The sequence below is a fragment of the Komagataeibacter sp. FNDCF1 genome, assembly GCF_021295335.1.
Lineage (GTDB): Bacteria > Pseudomonadota > Alphaproteobacteria > Acetobacterales > Acetobacteraceae > Komagataeibacter.
The window spans coordinates 559,648-575,444 of the sequence record NZ_JAIWOT010000001.1; the positions used below are offsets into that span (position 1 = coordinate 559,648).

At 61.4% G+C, this 15,797-nt stretch carries 17 protein-coding genes; 4 read left to right on the forward strand and 13 right to left on the reverse strand.

Annotation, left to right across the window (positions count from 1 at the left end; all coding sequences use genetic code 11):
• Positions 1-48 precede the first annotated feature (48 nt).
• The 10 genes from wrbA to LDL32_RS17810 all read right to left on the reverse strand — a co-directional run bounded on the left by wrbA (position 49) and on the right by LDL32_RS17810 (position 11,088).
• Positions 49-645 carry an NAD(P)H:quinone oxidoreductase gene (gene wrbA, locus LDL32_RS02545; protein ID WP_233064322.1) on the reverse strand — a complete coding sequence of 199 codons (597 nt, stop codon included), beginning with the start codon at positions 643-645 and terminating at the stop codon, positions 49-51.
• Between the two features lie 129 nt (positions 646-774).
• Positions 775-1,458 carry a Fe2+-dependent dioxygenase gene (locus LDL32_RS02550; protein ID WP_233064324.1) on the reverse strand — a complete coding sequence of 228 codons (684 nt, stop codon included), beginning with the start codon at positions 1,456-1,458 and terminating at the stop codon, positions 775-777.
• Between the two features lie 4 nt (positions 1,459-1,462).
• Entirely contained in the window at positions 1,463-1,969 is a 507-nt protein-coding gene (locus LDL32_RS02555; RefSeq protein ID WP_233064326.1) for a hypothetical protein, read from the reverse strand.
• Positions 1,970-1,998: 29 nt separating this feature from the next.
• Positions 1,999-2,739 carry a tetratricopeptide repeat protein gene (locus tag LDL32_RS02560; protein WP_233064328.1) on the reverse strand — a complete coding sequence of 247 codons (741 nt, stop codon included), beginning with the start codon at positions 2,737-2,739 and terminating at the stop codon, positions 1,999-2,001.
• A complete protein-coding gene (locus LDL32_RS02565) occupies positions 2,726-5,035 on the reverse strand; it encodes a TonB-dependent siderophore receptor (RefSeq protein ID WP_233064330.1) in 2,310 nt (769 codons plus the stop codon). Before LDL32_RS02565 ends, LDL32_RS02560 begins: the two co-directional genes overlap by 14 nt.
• Positions 5,036-5,675: 640 nt before the next feature.
• Positions 5,676-6,742, reverse strand: a protein-coding gene (locus tag LDL32_RS02570) for an IS630 family transposase (protein ID WP_233064331.1) whose coding sequence is annotated in 2 segments (ribosomal slippage) — positions 5,676-6,256 and positions 6,256-6,742 — 1,068 coding nt in all. Because the reading frame shifts where the segments join, the coding sequence is not laid out codon by codon here.
• An 83-nt stretch (positions 6,743-6,825) separates the two neighbouring features.
• Positions 6,826-8,283: a phosphomannomutase gene (locus LDL32_RS02575; RefSeq protein ID WP_233068666.1), complete on the reverse strand. Its 1,458-nt coding sequence runs from the start codon at positions 8,281-8,283 to the stop codon at positions 6,826-6,828.
• A gap of 526 nt (positions 8,284-8,809) precedes the next feature.
• Positions 8,810-9,715 carry an NAD(P)-dependent oxidoreductase gene (locus LDL32_RS02580; RefSeq protein ID WP_233064333.1) on the reverse strand — a complete coding sequence of 302 codons (906 nt, stop codon included), beginning with the start codon at positions 9,713-9,715 and terminating at the stop codon, positions 8,810-8,812.
• A gap of 101 nt (positions 9,716-9,816) precedes the next feature.
• Positions 9,817-10,872: an NAD(P)-dependent alcohol dehydrogenase gene (locus tag LDL32_RS02585; protein ID WP_233064334.1), complete on the reverse strand. Its 1,056-nt coding sequence runs from the start codon at positions 10,870-10,872 to the stop codon at positions 9,817-9,819.
• 90 nt (positions 10,873-10,962) lie between these two features.
• Positions 10,963-11,088 carry a hypothetical protein gene (locus tag LDL32_RS17810; protein WP_255673770.1) on the reverse strand — a complete coding sequence of 42 codons (126 nt, stop codon included), beginning with the start codon at positions 11,086-11,088 and terminating at the stop codon, positions 10,963-10,965.
• 604 nt (positions 11,089-11,692) lie between these two features.
• On the opposite strand from LDL32_RS17810, the gene LDL32_RS02590 reads away from it, so the two are divergent.
• Positions 11,693-12,406, forward strand: coding sequence for an aspartyl/asparaginyl beta-hydroxylase domain-containing protein (locus tag LDL32_RS02590; RefSeq protein WP_233064335.1), 714 nt, complete (start codon positions 11,693-11,695; stop codon positions 12,404-12,406).
• A gap of 53 nt (positions 12,407-12,459) precedes the next feature.
• On the opposite strand, the gene LDL32_RS17970 is transcribed toward LDL32_RS02590, so the two are convergent.
• Both LDL32_RS17970 and LDL32_RS02595 read right to left on the reverse strand, forming a co-directional pair.
• Entirely contained in the window at positions 12,460-12,693 is a 234-nt protein-coding gene (locus LDL32_RS17970; RefSeq protein WP_370636738.1) for a hypothetical protein, read from the reverse strand.
• The gene (locus LDL32_RS02595) at positions 12,694-12,888 is read right to left on the reverse strand and encodes a hypothetical protein (RefSeq protein ID WP_233064336.1); all 195 of its coding nucleotides are present in this window, start codon (positions 12,886-12,888) and stop codon (positions 12,694-12,696) included.
• Between the two features lie 163 nt (positions 12,889-13,051).
• Here LDL32_RS02595 and LDL32_RS02600 point away from each other — a divergent pair, with 163 nt between their 5' ends.
• From LDL32_RS02600 to LDL32_RS02610, 3 genes are all read left to right on the forward strand, one after another.
• Positions 13,052-13,219 carry a hypothetical protein gene (locus tag LDL32_RS02600; protein WP_233064337.1) on the forward strand — a complete coding sequence of 56 codons (168 nt, stop codon included), beginning with the start codon at positions 13,052-13,054 and terminating at the stop codon, positions 13,217-13,219.
• 12 nt (positions 13,220-13,231) lie between these two features.
• A complete protein-coding gene (locus tag LDL32_RS02605) occupies positions 13,232-14,455 on the forward strand; it encodes a DUF2252 domain-containing protein (protein WP_233068667.1) in 1,224 nt (407 codons plus the stop codon).
• A 183-nt stretch (positions 14,456-14,638) separates the two neighbouring features.
• A complete protein-coding gene (locus LDL32_RS02610; RefSeq protein ID WP_233064338.1) occupies positions 14,639-15,334 on the forward strand; it encodes an NADPH-dependent F420 reductase in 696 nt (231 codons plus the stop codon).
• Between the two features lie 23 nt (positions 15,335-15,357).
• Here LDL32_RS02610 and LDL32_RS02615 read toward each other — a convergent pair whose 3' ends face one another.
• The gene (locus tag LDL32_RS02615; RefSeq protein ID WP_233064339.1) at positions 15,358-15,789 is read right to left on the reverse strand and encodes a DUF1810 domain-containing protein; all 432 of its coding nucleotides are present in this window, start codon (positions 15,787-15,789) and stop codon (positions 15,358-15,360) included.
• Positions 15,790-15,797 lie beyond the last annotated feature (8 nt).

The window sequence follows — 15,797 nt, forward strand, 5'->3', positions numbered from 1 at the left end:
CCCGGCCCTGCAGCCGGGGGCATGTGACAGACGTGGGAATGGGGTAATTCAGGCCAGCCTGCGGGCCAGGCCTGCCACGTGGCGGCCAAGGAATCTGGCCCCGTCCAGTTCGTTCGCGCTGGGCTGGCGGGATCCGTCGCCCGCGGCGATGGTTGTCGCGCCGTACGGCGCGCCGCCGGTCACTTCATCCAGCTTCAGCTGCCCCTGAAAGCTGTAGGGCAGGCCGGTAATGACCATGCCGTGGTGGATCAGGTTGGTCAGGATGGAGAACAGCGTCGTCTCCTGCCCTCCATGCTGGCTGGCGGTGGAGGTAAACGCCGCCCCCACCTTGCCCACCAGCGCGCCCCTGAGCCACAGCCCGCCTGTCTGGTCCCAGAAATTGGCCATCTGCGAGGGCATGCGGCCAAAACGGGTCGGTGCGCCCACGATGATTGCATCATAGTCCGCCAGTTCGGCGGTTGTGGCGATGGGGGCGGCCTGTTCGGTCTTGAAGTGGTGGGCCTTTGCCACGTCTTCGGGCACCAGTTCGGGCACGCGCCTGATATCGGCTTCCAGTCCTTCCGCGCGGCCCCCTTCGGCAACGGCATGGGCCATGGTTTCGACATGGCCATAAGTGGAATAATAAAGTACAAGGACCTTGGGCATTTCGTATTCTCCCGTAATGTCAGGACTGTTTTCAGAAGCAGGCCTGTGAATGTTCCGACAATACAGCGCCCCGATCATGCCGCCATTCCAAAGACGGAAACCTAGCGTTTCCGATATTTGGGGCGTGGTCTACAGTTCGGCCCACTGGCGCAGCAGGTTGTGGTAGGTTGCCGTAAGCCCGAGCACGCCGGGATGGTCATCGGGCAGCGCCCTGCGGGTTTCGATGATCGAGCGGTCAAACTGATAGAGCAGGGTACGCTGCACGTCGTTACGGATCATGGATTGCGACCAGAAGAACGCGGCCCACCGGCTGCCGCGTGTCACCTCGCGCACGCTGTGCAGGCTGGTGGCGGGGTAGAGCACCATGTCACCCGCGGGCACCCGGATGCGCTGGATGCCATACGTATCCTGAATGAGCAGTTCGCCGCCATCATATTCGTCCGGTTCGCTCAGGAACAGGGTGGAGGACACATCGGTGCGGATGCGGAACCCGGTGCCCGGTAGCGGGCGGATGGCGTTGTCCACATGGGTGTCAAAGCGCATGCCCGCATCGTAGCGGTTGAACAGCGGCGGGAAGACCCGCAGCGGCAGGGCGGCGCTGTTGAACAGCGGGTTGCGCCCCAGCGCCTGCAGGACCAGGTCGGCCAGTTCGGCGCCTTCCGCGCTGTCATGCGGGATCTGCAGGTTGAACTTGGCCTTGGCCGACTGGTCACCTGCCGTGACCCGGCCATCAACCCATTGCGAGCGTTCCAGCACCGCGCGGCAATGGGTGACTTCCTGTGCGCTCAGTATGGCGGGGATATGGATCAGCATCGGTTCAGTGCCTGTGGCCTGCGTGCTGTGGCAGGAGTTTGATCAGCACGTCATTGGGGCGCTGGCCCGCATCTGTCGCCAGTTCTTCTAGCGTCTCGTCGGTGGAGCGCACGCTGTATCCCGCATGGGCCAGGCGCGCGGCCAGTTCATCGGGGGTGGCGTGGAACAGCGGGGCCAGGGTGGTGATTGGTGCGTGGGTCAGCAGCGGGAAGACGCGCTGGGCCGGGTTGCCGCCCGCATGTCCCGTCACGACCATGAAGCCTGCCGCCGCCGCAAGTGATGCCATGCACGCCACCAGCATGGACGGATTGCGGAAATACAACACGAACTGCGCCCAGTTGCGCCACACATGCAGCACGAAGGGCAGCAGCAGCACCATGCTCAGCCACGTGTGCATGGAATGGAACATGCCGGGCATCCAGTGGAAGAACAGCGCCGTGCCCGATATGGCCGAAACCACGAAAAGCCCCGTGATGAACGGGGTGGAATATTTTTTTATGAAGACATTCATCTGCAATATGATCTTTATCAAGGTGTGGTTCAGGCCTGTGACGGGACCTGCAGCCTGGCCATGGCCAGTCGCGCCAGATGGCGCAGACGCGGGTCTGCCTGCCCTGTCACAAGGTGCGCAAGTGCGCGGAATACATCGTCAAAACCATGCTCAAGCGCCATGGCCAGCCATGGCAGGGCAGCAGCAACATTGCCGCGGGCCAGATGCACACGGCCAAGGTTGAGGCCGCCCCAGCAGTCACCCCCCATGGCGGCGGCATGGAAGAACGTGGCGGCGATGTCGGGTTCGGAAGTACTGATCACGCCGTCTTCCGCCAGCAGCCCCAGCATGGTCAGCGCCTTGGCCACACCACCGCGTGCCGCGCGCGCGTAAAGTTCGCACGCCCTGGCCCGGTCCGCCCGTACGCCACGGCCGGCCATGTACAGATCGGCCAGGTTGAAGGCGGCCCAGCCATAGCCACGGCTTGCGGCCCCTGCAAAATACTGCGCCGCCAGTGCCGGATTGCGGGCGGTGCCCCAGCCACGTTCGTACACGCGGCCAAGCATGTTGAGTGCACGCGGGTCATGGCTGCGGGCGGCGGCTTCGAACATGATGAAGGCTTCATCCATGCGGGCGTGATCCAGGTGGATCTGTCCCAGCATGAGCTGTGTCTCCACCATGGAGATGGCGGCGGCACCCGGACCATGGGGCCGGGTGCACGCATCGCCACGGGGCGGGCAGGCATCCGCTGCATTGCCCCGTGCGTTCGGGGCGCGCTCAGAACGTGACACCGATATTGCCCATGAAGTACCGCCCCGGCGAGGGCACGGCGCGCGAACCGGAGAAGGAGGACGCGTAGTTCAGCCGGTTGGTGATGTTGTTGGCGTTGAACGACACCCGGTAGTGCCTGTAATCCCACGACACCATGCCGTTGAGGTTGAAGGTGTAGGGCATGCGCGCGGTGTTGGTCGTATCCGGCCCGGCCCAGTAACCCGAGGAGTACTGGGCGCCGCCACCGACCTTCAGGCTGCCCCAGTCGGGTCGCAGCAGCAGGTGCGACAGGTCATACGAACTCCAGACCGACATGTTGTTGTGCGGGACCTGTGGCGCCACCTTTCCATCGTCACCGGTGTTGCTGTGGGTGACGCGCCCATCCATGTAGGAATAGGAGGCAAAGACCTGCCAGTCACGTGTGATCCTGCCATTGGCACTCAGTTCCACGCCACGGATGCGCCGCCCGCTGCCTGAATCGGCAAAGCCGGTTTCCATGTCGCCATTGACGTCATAATAGCGCGAATTGTTCTCGCTGATCTGGAAGAAGGCCACTGTGGTGCCCAGGCGTTTGTGGAAGAAGTCGGACTTGTTGCCGACTTCAAACAGGTCGCTGCGCTGGGGGGCAAGGTTGACGCCCTTCTGCGCCACGTCACCCGCCTGCGGCTTGACGGTGACCAGCGACGACACATCGGTGCCCACTGGCTTGTACGACCGTGCGAAAGTGAAGTAGAAGGATGTATTCTTCAGCGGGGAATACATGATGCTGCCCGACGGGCTCCAGCGGTCGGACTTCTGTTCCGCCCGGCCATCGCTGGCGGTGGAGCGTTTGTAATACGTACTGCTGAATGAATCCCACCGTGCGGTACCGAACAGGGAAAGCTGCCTGGTCAGCTGGATGCGGTCGGCCAGGAACAGCCCCAGGTCACGCGCATTGGCGTTGCCATACCCACTGTCGGGGAAGGTGAGGGACGTGCCCGGATAGGCATATTGCGGGTTGCGGATGGTCTGGTTGTTGGTGCGGTTGGCAAAGCTGCCCGGCCAGCGGGAATCACTGGCATAATTGATATCCACCCCGGCCTTGAGGTCATGGTGCACGAAACCGGTATTGAAGCGCGCGCGCCCCATGATCACGTTCTGCACGCCCCAGCCTTCCTGCCGGTAGGCCGCGCCCCCGCCCGCGCCATAAGGCAGGGCATAATTCCCGCCACCTAGGATGGCGGCCGCGCACGCGCCCGAGCACGCGGCGGGCGTGGTGGCGGTATAGTCACGCTGGTACAGGCTCAGCCGCGTGTCGTTGGTCAGGGTAAACCATCGCGTGATGTCGGATTTCAGCGCGGATGTAAGCGTGTGGATATTGGAGCGATCAAAGTCGAAATTACGCGTATAGCTGGTATTGCGCGCAACACCGTATTCGGTAATGGGGCGATAGATGCCACCCACCTGAATCATGCTGACACCGTAATCAGGCTTGCTGTCGCTGTTCAGCCATTGCCACGTCAGGTGCCATGAGGTCCTGCTGCGCAGCCCCACGCCAAAATCCACCGCCGCGCCATAGCGGTTCGATGATACATTGTTGCGGTCAACCACATCCTGTTTGTTGTACATACCATTGATGCGGATGGCCATGTCATCATTGATCTGGTAGTTGATGTCACCCGCCCCGCGGTAGAGCGGGCCGCTGCCAAAGGTCTGGTCGTAGCTGTAGCTGGTGCCGGCATGGGCGTGCTTCTGGCTCTGGTTGATCACGCCGCCCACGTTGCCCGCGCCGAAATATTCGCCCGATGGCCCCTTTATTACCTCCACGCTCTCGGTATTGAACGTATCACGCGTATAGGTCCCGAAATCCCGTAAGCCATCAGTATAGATGTCCTGCCGCGCCTGCAGTCCGCGGATGCGGAACTGGTCACCGTTCAGGCCGCCCGCCCCTTCACCGGTGGAAAGGGTGATGCCCGGCACGTTGGCCAGTGCCTGGTCCAGCGTAAAGGCGCGCTGCTGCCTGATCAGTTCCTGCGGGACGACGGTAATGGTCTGCGGTGTGTCGCGCACGGTGGCGGGCATGCGCGAGATGTGCAGGGTCTCGCTGTTGGTGTTGCCTGCCGCGTAACCGGCATCGTCCGTATCGACATGGCCGCCAACACGCACGGCGGAAAGCCGGATGGCACCGTCCGTGGCCTCGGGCTGGGGGGGCGGGGTTACATCCTCCGCACTGGCCTTGCCTGCATTGGCGCCAAAACCGACCGACATGCCCATGGCAACAGCCAAGCGTAATCCGCGCCCCTGCGGCCCGGTGGGGGATAATTCTGCCTTGCTCAATTCACCACTCCTGGCGGGTCGTTCAACCGCGCGCCGTCTAACGATATGAAGGAAACGGAGTGTTAATAATCGTTCTTAATTACAAATGCAAATGACTCGCATTATATTAATCAAACAAACTGGAAAGTGTTGCATTGCGGACACACGTCTCATGCAAGCATAAATATGTAAAAAACGCGAAACATTATGTAATTATTGGTAGGATGAATAGGTATTCAATTTATAAAACCGTTATATATGAACGGCAGAGGTGCGGGCAGACCTACCGGATGCGATGGCTGTGACGGGCTGGATAATCCGGTTTTTGATTTCTGTTCGCATCTAAGGCCGGAACTGATATCCGGCTACCGGCCAGCCATGCCGGTACCGGTTGGCGCCCGGCGTCGATGCGGACCGGTTCATCCGGGTCTGCCGTTCGTCCGGTCCTGTCTCTTTTTTTTAGCGGGACGCACAGGCAGGCTGTGCTGCATCAGGTGGCCTGCGCCCGGCCGCCCTGCGGACTGGCCGCACAGGCCGTTACTGCCCGGAGGGTACGGTTACGTTCCATGCGTTATGGCCGGGGGAAGCGGGGACGGATGAAAATATGCCCGTCCCCGTAATGGCTGTTTGTTGCTGGGGCGGCCACTCATACCAAGGGCTATCACCTTTGACCTATATGAGCCCAGTTTCTGAGACCGATGGATCGGATGGTCTGTGGCAGGGCGGTGAGGTTGTTCCATGCGGTGCATGCGGCTTCGATGATGTGTTCGATGCCACTGAACACGGTGTTGGACAGCCAGTTGGCGCGGAGGAACTGCCAGATATTCTCGACCGGGTTCAGTTCGGGCGCGCGGGACGGCAGGAAGACCAGGCTGACGTTGCGCGGCAGTCTGAGTTTGGGTGTCGTATGCCAGCCGGCACGATCGAGCAGGACGACGGCATGGGCGCCGCGTGCGACGCAGCGTGAGATTTCCTCGATATGCAGTTGCATGCTGGCCGTGCCGGTAAACGGCAGCACCAGGCCTGCCGCCTTGCCAAGTGCCGGGCAGATCGCCCCGAACAGCCAGGCATTCTCGTAGCGCTGGTCGGCCGGCTGGCGTGGTCGGGTGCCACGCCGCGCCCATTGTCGGACAAGGCCGTTCTTCTGCCCGATGCGGGCCTCGTCCTGAAACCAGAGTTCAATCCGCCTGCCCTTGGGCAGATGTCCGGTGTGGGCGCTCAGGATCGTGGGGAAGTTTTTTTAAACGCGTCCATGACGGATGGATCCTGTCCGGGGTGACGCGGACGCGCGCTGACGTGGCTGAACCCAAGCCGCTTCAGCAGGGTGGAGACATGGCGTTCGTGATAGGAGACGCCAAAACGCTCTTCGATGACCCGCTGAAGATCGACCCGACGCCAGCGCACCACACCGTCCCGGGCACGGTCAGGCCCTGTCGTGACCAGCGCCGATAATTCTGCCAGTTGGTCCGCTGTCAGGCGGCAGACCGACCCGTTGCGCCATTGGTCCCGCAAACCATCCGGCCCCGTAGCATTGAACCGGTGCACCCAGTCCCGCAGGGTTTGCCGGTCCATGCCGCCGATCCGCGCCGCTTCGCCACGGCTGGCACCATCGCGCACCGCAGCCAGAGACAAAAGGCGCCGTGCAACATTCGCATCCCGCGTACGAGAAGCCAGACGTCGTAACGCAGAAGCCGTATAATCCGTCCGTAAAGCAATCGCACCAGCCATTCCCGATCCTCCCTCTCACAACAGAATCAGAACAGGCCCTTCGCGTCACTTCACAGATGAGTCAGAGACAATAGCCCTTGGTATCAGGCCTGTTCGCGCCACGGGCTGACCGCACGGATCCCGGTTGCGAGCAGGGTCTGCGCCCGTTCAGGTGTACTGGCCTCTACATACACACGCAGTTCCGGCGCGTTGCCGGACGGGCGCAGGTGAACGACGTCGCCGTCCTCGAACGTCATGCGCAGGCCATCGGTTTCATCCACGGCGGCCAGCGGGCCGCAGGCCTGAGTCAGGCCAAGTGCCGCCGCGCCCTGTATGGGATTTTCCGCCAGGCGGGCGATCTGGGCCCTGCTTTGTTCGGTTGGCATTTCAACTAGCCGGTCACTGAGTGTAAAGCGCGGGGGCAGGGTGCGTACCAGGTCAGCCAGATCCATGCCTTCGCTGCGTGCGGCCACCAGCGCGCAGATCATGGGCAGTACGGAATCCCGGGTGGGAAGTGCGGCCAGGGTGCGGCCTGCCCGTTTAACGTCACTGGCCAGCAGGAAGCCGCCATTCGCCTCATACCCGACCGAGGGTACGTTTCCCGCCTGTGCCGCCTCTGTCATGGCGGCCACGACAAAGGGGGAGCCGATGCGGGTGCGCCGCACGTCTTTTGCAAAGCCCGAAAGCTCCAGCGCCGTGTTGCTGCTGACCGGTGTGGTTACGGCCGCCGCGCCCAGAAAGCGGGCGGCCAGAATGCCCAGTACATCGCCACGCAGCCAGTCACCCGCGCGGTCAGCCAGCAGCGGACGGTCTGAATCGCCATCGGTCGTCAGGATGGCGTCAAGCCCGCCATCCGCCGCCCATTCCCGCGCCAGGGCGGCATCTTCGGGGCGCACGGCTTCGGTATCGACGGGAATGAAATCCTCCATCCGGCCAAGCGGCACGGCATGCCCCCCCAGGGCTTCGACAATCCGCACCAGTACATCACGCCCGACGGCGGAATGCTGGTAGATGCCCAGATTCAGGCCAGACAGGGCATCGGGGCCGAAAAAATCGCGGTAGCGTGCCACGAATCCGGGTATGACATCCGTCACGGGGGGCAGGACGGGGGGTGTGACGATCATGCCACCCCCATCAAACCACCCATCGGGCAGGGTAACTTCTTCCTCCCGCATGGCGGCTTCATCGGATTTCAGGAACTCGCCATGCGCACGGTTGAACTTGATGCCATTGCGGTCCGCCGGAATATGGCTGCCCGTGACCATGAGCGAGGGAATGCCATGCCCGAAAGCATACAGGCACAGTGCCGGTGTCGGCACGAAACCGCAGAAGACCGGACGCCCGCCCATATGGGTAATGGCCGCGATACAGGCACGAAGGATGCGCGGCGTGCTGGGCCGCAGGTCCCCCGCCACGGCAACGGAAATGCCGGGCGCGAACTCACCAAGACGGGAAAGGTGTTTCAGGTACCCGACCGTATAGGCAAAGCAGACGGCATCCGTCATGGCGGTGACAAGGCCGCGCGCGCCGCTGGTTCCGAACGCGACGCCTGACTGCTTCATCCACTGGGCTATTTTCATAAGGTCTTTCTCACAAATATCATCATATTCAGTACTGGACCCGGCATGTTTCCCGTATCATCACTGCTGGCAAGCCTACAGGAAACATGCCGTATCCGCACGCCTGAAATGGTCATGCAACCGGGTGCGGCATGCCGGGGTAATGTGCACATGCGCCATCATGGCCTGCCTTTCCCTATCCTTCATGCGGCGTACACACAGGAAGTGAAGCAGGGAAATAAGGCATCACGAAGTCCATGCCACATGCAGGCGTCATAATGATATGGGGCAATATTGATTCAGATCATGCAATACACGATACAGTCATCATGAATGGAATATGAAACTTGTCCATTTCCGTCCCGTTTGTTATTCTGTAGGCAATCCAGCAATTACAAGGAGGGGCAGATGGCAAACCTGGTTCATTTCCTGCAATACGTTGCGCTGAAGCAGTATTTTGACATGCAGGACCAGAAAATGCTCCGGACAGCCCGTGCAGCAGTCCGGACGCCCCCGGTCCTTGCCGCATCTACGCGTCCGGTGCTTCGGGGGGCTGGCACAGGCCGGCGTCGTGGCGGACACGTTCAAGCAGAATGACAAAATCACGCCCCCCATCCCCCATTGCCATGGCTGACAGGAAGCGGTCACGCGCAATGGAGGCATAGGGCAGGGGCACATGGTAATCATGTCCCGCCGCAAGGAACATCTCGGTATCCTTCAGCCCCAGCGTCACGGGGGCGCCGGGCGGGTCATAGGCGCCCTCGACCATCAGTTTCCCGTAATTACGGTGTACGGGTGCGTCAAAAAAGCTGCCGGTCATGATGTCAAACACGGTATGGGGGTCGATCCCCGCCTTTTCATTAAGGGTAAAGACCTCGGCCATCTGTTCGATGGTGGACATGATCATGAAGTTGAGCGACAGCTTGACCAGATTGGCCTGCACCGGGTCATGTCCCGCCGTGAACAGCCGGGAACCAAATGCCCTGACTACCGGTTCAAGCCGGGCCAGAATTCCTGCTTCCCCACCCAGAATGACGCAGAGTGTGCCGCTGGCCGCCGCAGGTGGCCGGCCCAGTACATTGGCGCTGGCGTAGGATTGTCCAAGCCTGCCATGGCCATCGCGCAGCGCGCGTGCCTGTTCAAGCGACAGCGTGCCGCAGCAGGCATGGATGGCGTCGGGGGAAAGTGCGGTGGCAATGCCATCGGGCCCAAAGGTCAGGGCCTGTGTCGCTGCGTCATCAAACAGCATGGAAAAAACGATTTCCGCCCCCCGCGCCGCTTCTGCCGGGGTGGGGGCCAGCGTAGCGCCCATGGCCAGCAGGTCATCCGCCCTGCTGGTGGTCCGGTTGTATACGCACAGCGTATGTCCCGCCACCAGCAGGCGTCGCGCCATGGGGTGGCCCATGGCCCCCAGCCCTACAAACCCTATCTTCATTCCGCTGCCCCCGTTATCCGGTCCTGTCATCCATGCTTGCATGAACGTACGGAACAGGGCGTGGTAACAGGGGCAGGAAGACTTTTTTCAGGCCGGCCGGATCACGCGGCCTGCGGCATGGTCGCCATGTCGATCACGAAGCGGTACTTCACATCCGAACGCAGCATGCGTTCGTAGGCGGTCTCGATCTCATCCATGCGGATCATCTCGATATCCGCAGTGATGTTGTGAAGGCCACAGAAATCCAGCATTTCCTGGGTTTCAGGCAGGCCACCAATCAGGGACCCGGCAAAGCTGCGGCGCTTCATGAGCAGGCTGAACACGGATACCGGCAGCGGCTTTTCCGGTGCGCCAACCTGCACCATCGTCCCGTCGCGCCTGAGCAGCTCCAGATAGGCATTGATATCGTGGTCCGCCGCCACGGCATCGAGAATGAAATCGAACCGTCCGCGCTCCTTGGCCATTGCATCCGCATCTTTTGACAGTACGACTTCATGTGCGCCCAGTCGCAGGCCATCAGCAACCTTGCCCGGTGATGTGGTGAACAGCACCACGTCCGCCCCCAGCGCACGGGCGAACTTGACCCCCATATGGCCCAGCCCGCCCAGACCCACGATCCCGACCCGCTGTCCCGGCCCCACCTTCCAGTGGCGCAGCGGCGACCATGTGGTAATGCCCGCGCACAGCAGGGGGCTGGCCGCAGCCGGGTCCAGCGTGTCGGGCACACGCAGCACGAAGGACTGGTCAACCACCACCGCACGGGAATAGCCGCCAAAGGTGATGCCGCGACCATGTCGGTCCTCGCCATTATACGTGCCGACAAAACCGGTCTCGCAATACTGCTCCAGCCCGTCGCGGCAGCTGGCGCATTCGCGGCACGAATCAACCAGACAGCCTACGCCCACCATGTCACCGACCTTGAACCGGGTGACAGACGCCCCCGTTTCCGCCACCCGGCCCACGATTTCATGGCCTGGCACACAGGGGTAGATCGTATTGTGCCATTCATTGCGCGCCTGGTGCAGGTCGGAATGGCACACGCCACAGTACAAAATGTCGATGCGCACGTCATCGGGGCCGGTGTCGCGCCGGTCAAAGGCAAAGGGCTTGAGCGGTGTATCGGCCGCGGTTGCGGCGTAACCAACGCATGAAAACATATTCCAATCCTTGTTCGCTGCCGTTCAGGCGGGTTCGGGTGCCGCGCGCCCGGGTATCGTGCTGCAGGTATCCTGGCGTCCGGTCATCCATTACGGGTATTCGGGGGGCAGGGTGTGGACCCGGTCAAGGGTGACAGGCCGTTCTGGCAACAATGTGATCATCATCGCGGCAAGGTTATCGACCAGTTGCGCGGGGTGGTACGTCCCCGCAGTCATGTGTATTGCCACGTCCACCGCAGGAGCCATCCCTGCGCGACCCGGGCCACGTCACGCGTCCTGTATCCATGCCACGAGTCATATGGCGTCGATCACGCCACACGTCCCTTATCCGTCATCTGAACGGATATGCCATCACGGTCATGCGCGCCTGACAGAAGCCCGTCTGTCGGTTTCGTGGCACATGCTGCGGTTTTTTCTGGATTTCCAGCATGTTCGGCAGGCATTCCGGAGCAGGGCGTGGCAAGGGCACCGGCAGGCTGATCCGGTTCAATAAAATGTCACGGCAACTCCCGCATTCCGTATGCGTCCTGCCTGCGGGCAGACAGGACAGGGTTGCGGAGATCCTGCCGTGCGTGGACGGTCATGTAGTCTGATGCCTGAAACGGGAACAGGAGCTGTGCCCCAAGTCCCCACAGATATGTGTCAAATGGAATACATGAAAAGAGATATGCAGTACAGACACGAATGCAACATTGATATTTATGCATGGCTGGATTTAATCATGCGCAGGGCATTGTGCATATTTTTAATATTGCCTGTGCGCGATATTGTTTCTTTTCGTAACGTATTCTAGTGATATCGCGATATCAGGGAATATGAGATGGCGAAACAGAAGACCATTTATCACTTTACCAAAGGGCTGCGTGACAGGGTTGATGCCTTCATCATGCGCTATTCGCTTCTGCCCGATCAGGCTGTCTTTGATCCTCACATCATGCCATGGGTCAGGATGCTGGAGCAGAACTGGGAGAGGATCCGTGATGAAGCCCTGACGCTGCGCGCGGACACCATTCCCTCCCTTGGTGACATATCCCCCGACCATGGGCGGATCGCGGCGGACCGGCGCTGGCGTTCCTTCTTTATGGAAGGGTACGGCTACAAACGGCAGGAAAACCGTGCCCGCGTTCCGGTTACCGCCGCACTGATCGACCGTATTCCCGCGTTATGCACCGCCAGCTTCTCCGTGCTGGAAGCCGGGTGCCATATCCCGCGCCATCGCGGCATGACCAAGGGGATGCTGACCTATCATCTTGCGTTGCGTGTTCCTGCCGAGCGGGAAAACTGCTGGATCCAGATTGAGGAAGGCACGCACCTGCATGTCCGCCCATGGACGGATGGTCAATCCCTCCTGTTTGACGATACGTATAACCATGAAGTGTGGAACAATACGGATCAGGACCGGTACGTCCTGCTTCTGCAGGTCAGGCGGCCGTGCCAGTGGCCTGCACGGCTGCTTATGAACATCTTTTTCCTGGGTGTGCGGTACTCGCGTTTCGTGCAGGATATTCGCAGGAATCTTGACCGGGGAAAATAGACGCCCGATCCGACCACCATCTGTAATTTACGTCACGCCCCAATACCACGGTATCAGGTTGCCGCGGTGGTCCTGTCCAGGCAGATCAGATGGAGAATGGTTTCTATATTGAAATCCGGTCGCTCCCGCAGGGCTTTGGCAGAACAGAAATTCCGGCTGAACATGACCAAGCCCGCATGGCGGTTGGTAAAGTAATAATGGCAGATGGACGCGATGGTTATATCAACCTGCACCGCGTCCAGTCCGGGGCGCGGGCTGCATTTTTCAGGCCATGGGGCAGACCGGATTCACCTGCTGCCGCCCGCATCCAGGTTTTCCCTGGCCCGCTGGCGGTAGCTTTCCTTCTCGGCTTCCGTGGCGGCGGGCAGGGGGGAAGCGGATGAAGGGCCACGGGGGCCGCAGGCAACCTCCCATGGGCGACCGGCTTCTTCTTCAAACAGTTGCCGGGCGGTCTTTTCCACATCCGTGTCGGTAGGAGACATGCTGGCGGTCCTTGGCATGGGGAGATGTCTTGCCATAGCGCGACGGGTGGGTCGTGCGTTGCCTCACAATGTGTCCAGTCATGCCGGCGAAGGGTGATGCGGGCGTATGAACCGGGCGACACGCCGGGATGACATGTTATGTCAAGAAAGTTATTCTTGCCTGATGGAACCGGAACATACCGCCCCGCCGTCCATGTTGCCGGATGGCCTGAGCCGCAGGGCACGCTACGCGCGTGGCGTTGCCCTGCGCGGGAATACGCCGCGCGCCCGTCATGCCGACTGGCATGCTCCTCCGGCACGTCCCGACCCGGTTGAGGTACTCATCGGGTAGGGCAGGGAGCGGATACAGGATCTGCTCCCGGTCCGTTATGCGCGCATGATCGCCTCCCCCTTTGCATTCCTCCGTGGGGCAGCGGCGATCATGGCCGGGGACCTGGCCCATACCGCTGCCGCCGGCCCCCGGGTGCAGAGCTGCGGTGACTGCCACCTGGCCAATTTTGGCAGCTATGCTTCGCCTGAGGGCACCCCGGTCTTCGATATCAATGATTTTGACGAGACGCTGCCCGCGCCCTTTGAATGGGACATCAAACGTCTTGGCACGTCACTGGTCCTGTCCGGGCGGGAAAACGGATTGTCCGACAGCAGGGCACGAAGTCTCGCCGTTTCGATGGTCCAGACTTATGTTACGGAAATAAAAAGACTTGCAAGGTTGTCGCCGCTGGAAGTCTGGTCAAATCCCATAGACCTTTCCAGCGCCATTGCCGGATTTTCGGACAGGCACGCACGCAGGCAGGCCCGGCTCCTGCTGGCGGAACGGATGGAGAGCGCCAGTCGCCATTATGGTCTTGTCGCCAATGGCGCGGGCATGCCCGCGTTGCGTGAACATCCGCCACTGGTCATGCGCCTGCCCGCGCATGAGGAGACGATCAGGAAGGCATTTGCCCGCTATGTCGCCACACAGCCTGCGGAACTTGCCGTGCTGCTGGACCGTTACGTGCTGCGCGACGTCATATTCAAGGTGGTGGGTATCGGCAGCGTCGGGACATTCTGCGCCATCGGGCTGTTTGCCACGACGGATGGCGAAATGCTGCTTCTGCAGATCAAGGAAGCAGGGCAGTCGGTGCTCGCACCTTCTGCCGGTCCATCGCTTTCCCATAACCAAGGCAGGCGCGTGGTGACGGGGCAGCGGATCATGCAGGCACAGAGCGACATATTCCTTGGCTGGACGCATAGCGCGGACCGCAATGGTCCGGCATGCGACATGTCCGACTTTTCCGGGGTGGGGCGGCAGTTCTACGTGCGCCGCCTGAAAGATGCGCGTCTGGCCGCCATCGGGTCGGATGTCACGCCCGGGGGGCTGCCCGACCATGCGCGCCTGTATGGCCGGGTGCTGGCACGCGCCCATGCGCGTTCGGGCGACTGCGCGCTGATCAGCGGCTACGTGGGCAAGGGGCATCGTTTTTCGGATGCCATAGGCAGCTTTTCCGTCCATTACGCCGATCAGACAAAGGCGGACTGGAGTGCTTTCTGCCAGGCGGTGAAAACGGGCAGGATTGCCGTCAGGTAAGGGGGATGCGGAAGGAGCCATGACATGCCGCCCGCCATCACGGATGGTCTTTCATGACAGGGCAATTCGTGAATGGCCGGTTACATCCGCCGGGCCTTACGTTTTGCAGGCCGAGCGCAGCAGGACCGGCGCGGCAGGGCACCAGCGCCATGAACATGTCCGCAAACAGTGGGAGCAGACAGAATGAAGATCGGAATCATCGGTGCAGGCCAGATTGGTGGCACGCTGGCGCGCAGGCTTGTCACGCTGGGTCATGCGGTCAGGATCGCCAATTCACGCGGTCCGCAGACACTGGCCGAACTGGCGAAGGAAAGCGGCGCCACGGCCAGCACGGTGGCGGACGCGGTAAAGGATGCAGACCTGATCATTGTCACGATTCCTGAAAAGAACATTCCTGCGCTGGGCCCGAAGCCATTCGTGCATGTTCCGGCGGATGTAGTGATCGTGGATACAGGCAACTATTACCCGCGTGAGCGCGACGGCCGTATTGCCGCCATAGAAAATGGCATGCCGGAGAGCGTATGGATGTCGGGGCAGATCGGCCGCCCGGTCATCAAGGCCTTCAACAACATCTATGCCCGGCATCTGCTGGAAAAGGGCATGCCGGCGGGAACACCCGGCCGGATTGCACTGCCCGTGGCAGGTGACGACGTGGCAGCCAGGAAAACTGTCATGAAGCTGGTCGATGAACTTGGCTTCGACCCGGTGGATACGGGTACGCTGGCGGAATCATGGCGCCAGCAGCCGGGCACGCCGGTTTACTGTGCGGACAGGGATGCGGCGGCCACGCGGCAGCTGCTGGCGCAGGCCAGCCCGAAACGCACGGCACAATGGACGGCGAGTGACCGGAGCCCCGGCAGCTTTGAAGCCCCGGCCTGAATCCATTCCGGGGAGGAATCCATTCAGGAGGAAAGCCCCAGCAGCCTGAGTGTCGCCATATCTTCCCCACCCCTGAAATAGCGTTCGAGCGCGAGGCTGAACGCGCGTTCATGCGGTCCGGCCCGGTGGAACAGGGTCATGGAAGAATGGAATTTCAGGTCATCAGGCGTGCCGAAAATCTGATGAACGGTGCGCCCGCTGACCGCGTTGACCAGGGCGGTGCATTCAAGCAGCCGTGGACCAAGCACGCGATGGCGGAGAAATGTCTCTGCTTCCTCAAGGGAGCGTAGCGCGTAGCGTCGTGCCACGGGACTGTGGCCCAGCCCGACTACCTGCGGGAACACGAACCACATCCAGTGTGTCTGCTTGTCACCCGCCGCCAGTTCCCGGCGCACGGCATCCATGACCGGCTGCTGGGCGGTAACAAAGCGTTGCAGGTCCAGGGGATCGGGCATCAGGGCTA

Bases quoted from the DNA above. Each gene is read 5' to 3' on its own strand.
- LDL32_RS02600 (WP_233064337.1), top strand. From the start codon at position 13,052: ATGGAACCGGAACATACCGCCCCGCCGTCCATGTTGCCGGATGGCCTG.
- LDL32_RS02610 (WP_233064338.1), top strand. From the start codon at position 14,639: ATGAAGATCGGAATCATCGGTGCAGGCCAGATTGGTGGCACGCTGGCG.
- LDL32_RS02575 (WP_233068666.1), bottom strand. From the start codon at position 8,283: ATGAAGCAGTCAGGCGTCGCGTTCGGAACCAGCGGCGCGCGCGGCCTT.
- LDL32_RS02580 (WP_233064333.1), bottom strand. From the start codon at position 9,715: ATGAAGATAGGGTTTGTAGGGCTGGGGGCCATGGGCCACCCCATGGCG.
- LDL32_RS02555 (WP_233064326.1), bottom strand. From the start codon at position 1,969: ATGAATGTCTTCATAAAAAAATATTCCACCCCGTTCATCACGGGGCTT.
- LDL32_RS02550 (WP_233064324.1), bottom strand. From the start codon at position 1,458: ATGCTGATCCATATCCCCGCCATACTGAGCGCACAGGAAGTCACCCAT.
- LDL32_RS17810 (WP_255673770.1), bottom strand. From the start codon at position 11,088: ATGACTGCGGGGACGTACCACCCCGCGCAACTGGTCGATAACCTTGCC.
- LDL32_RS02590 (WP_233064335.1), top strand. From the start codon at position 11,693: ATGGCGAAACAGAAGACCATTTATCACTTTACCAAAGGGCTGCGTGAC.
- LDL32_RS02595 (WP_233064336.1), bottom strand. From the start codon at position 12,888: ATGTCTCCTACCGACACGGATGTGGAAAAGACCGCCCGGCAACTGTTT.
- wrbA (WP_233064322.1), bottom strand. From the start codon at position 645: ATGCCCAAGGTCCTTGTACTTTATTATTCCACTTATGGCCATGTCGAA.
- LDL32_RS02615 (WP_233064339.1), bottom strand. From the start codon at position 15,789: ATGCCCGATCCCCTGGACCTGCAACGCTTTGTTACCGCCCAGCAGCCG.
- LDL32_RS02585 (WP_233064334.1), bottom strand. From the start codon at position 10,872: ATGTTTTCATGCGTTGGTTACGCCGCAACCGCGGCCGATACACCGCTC.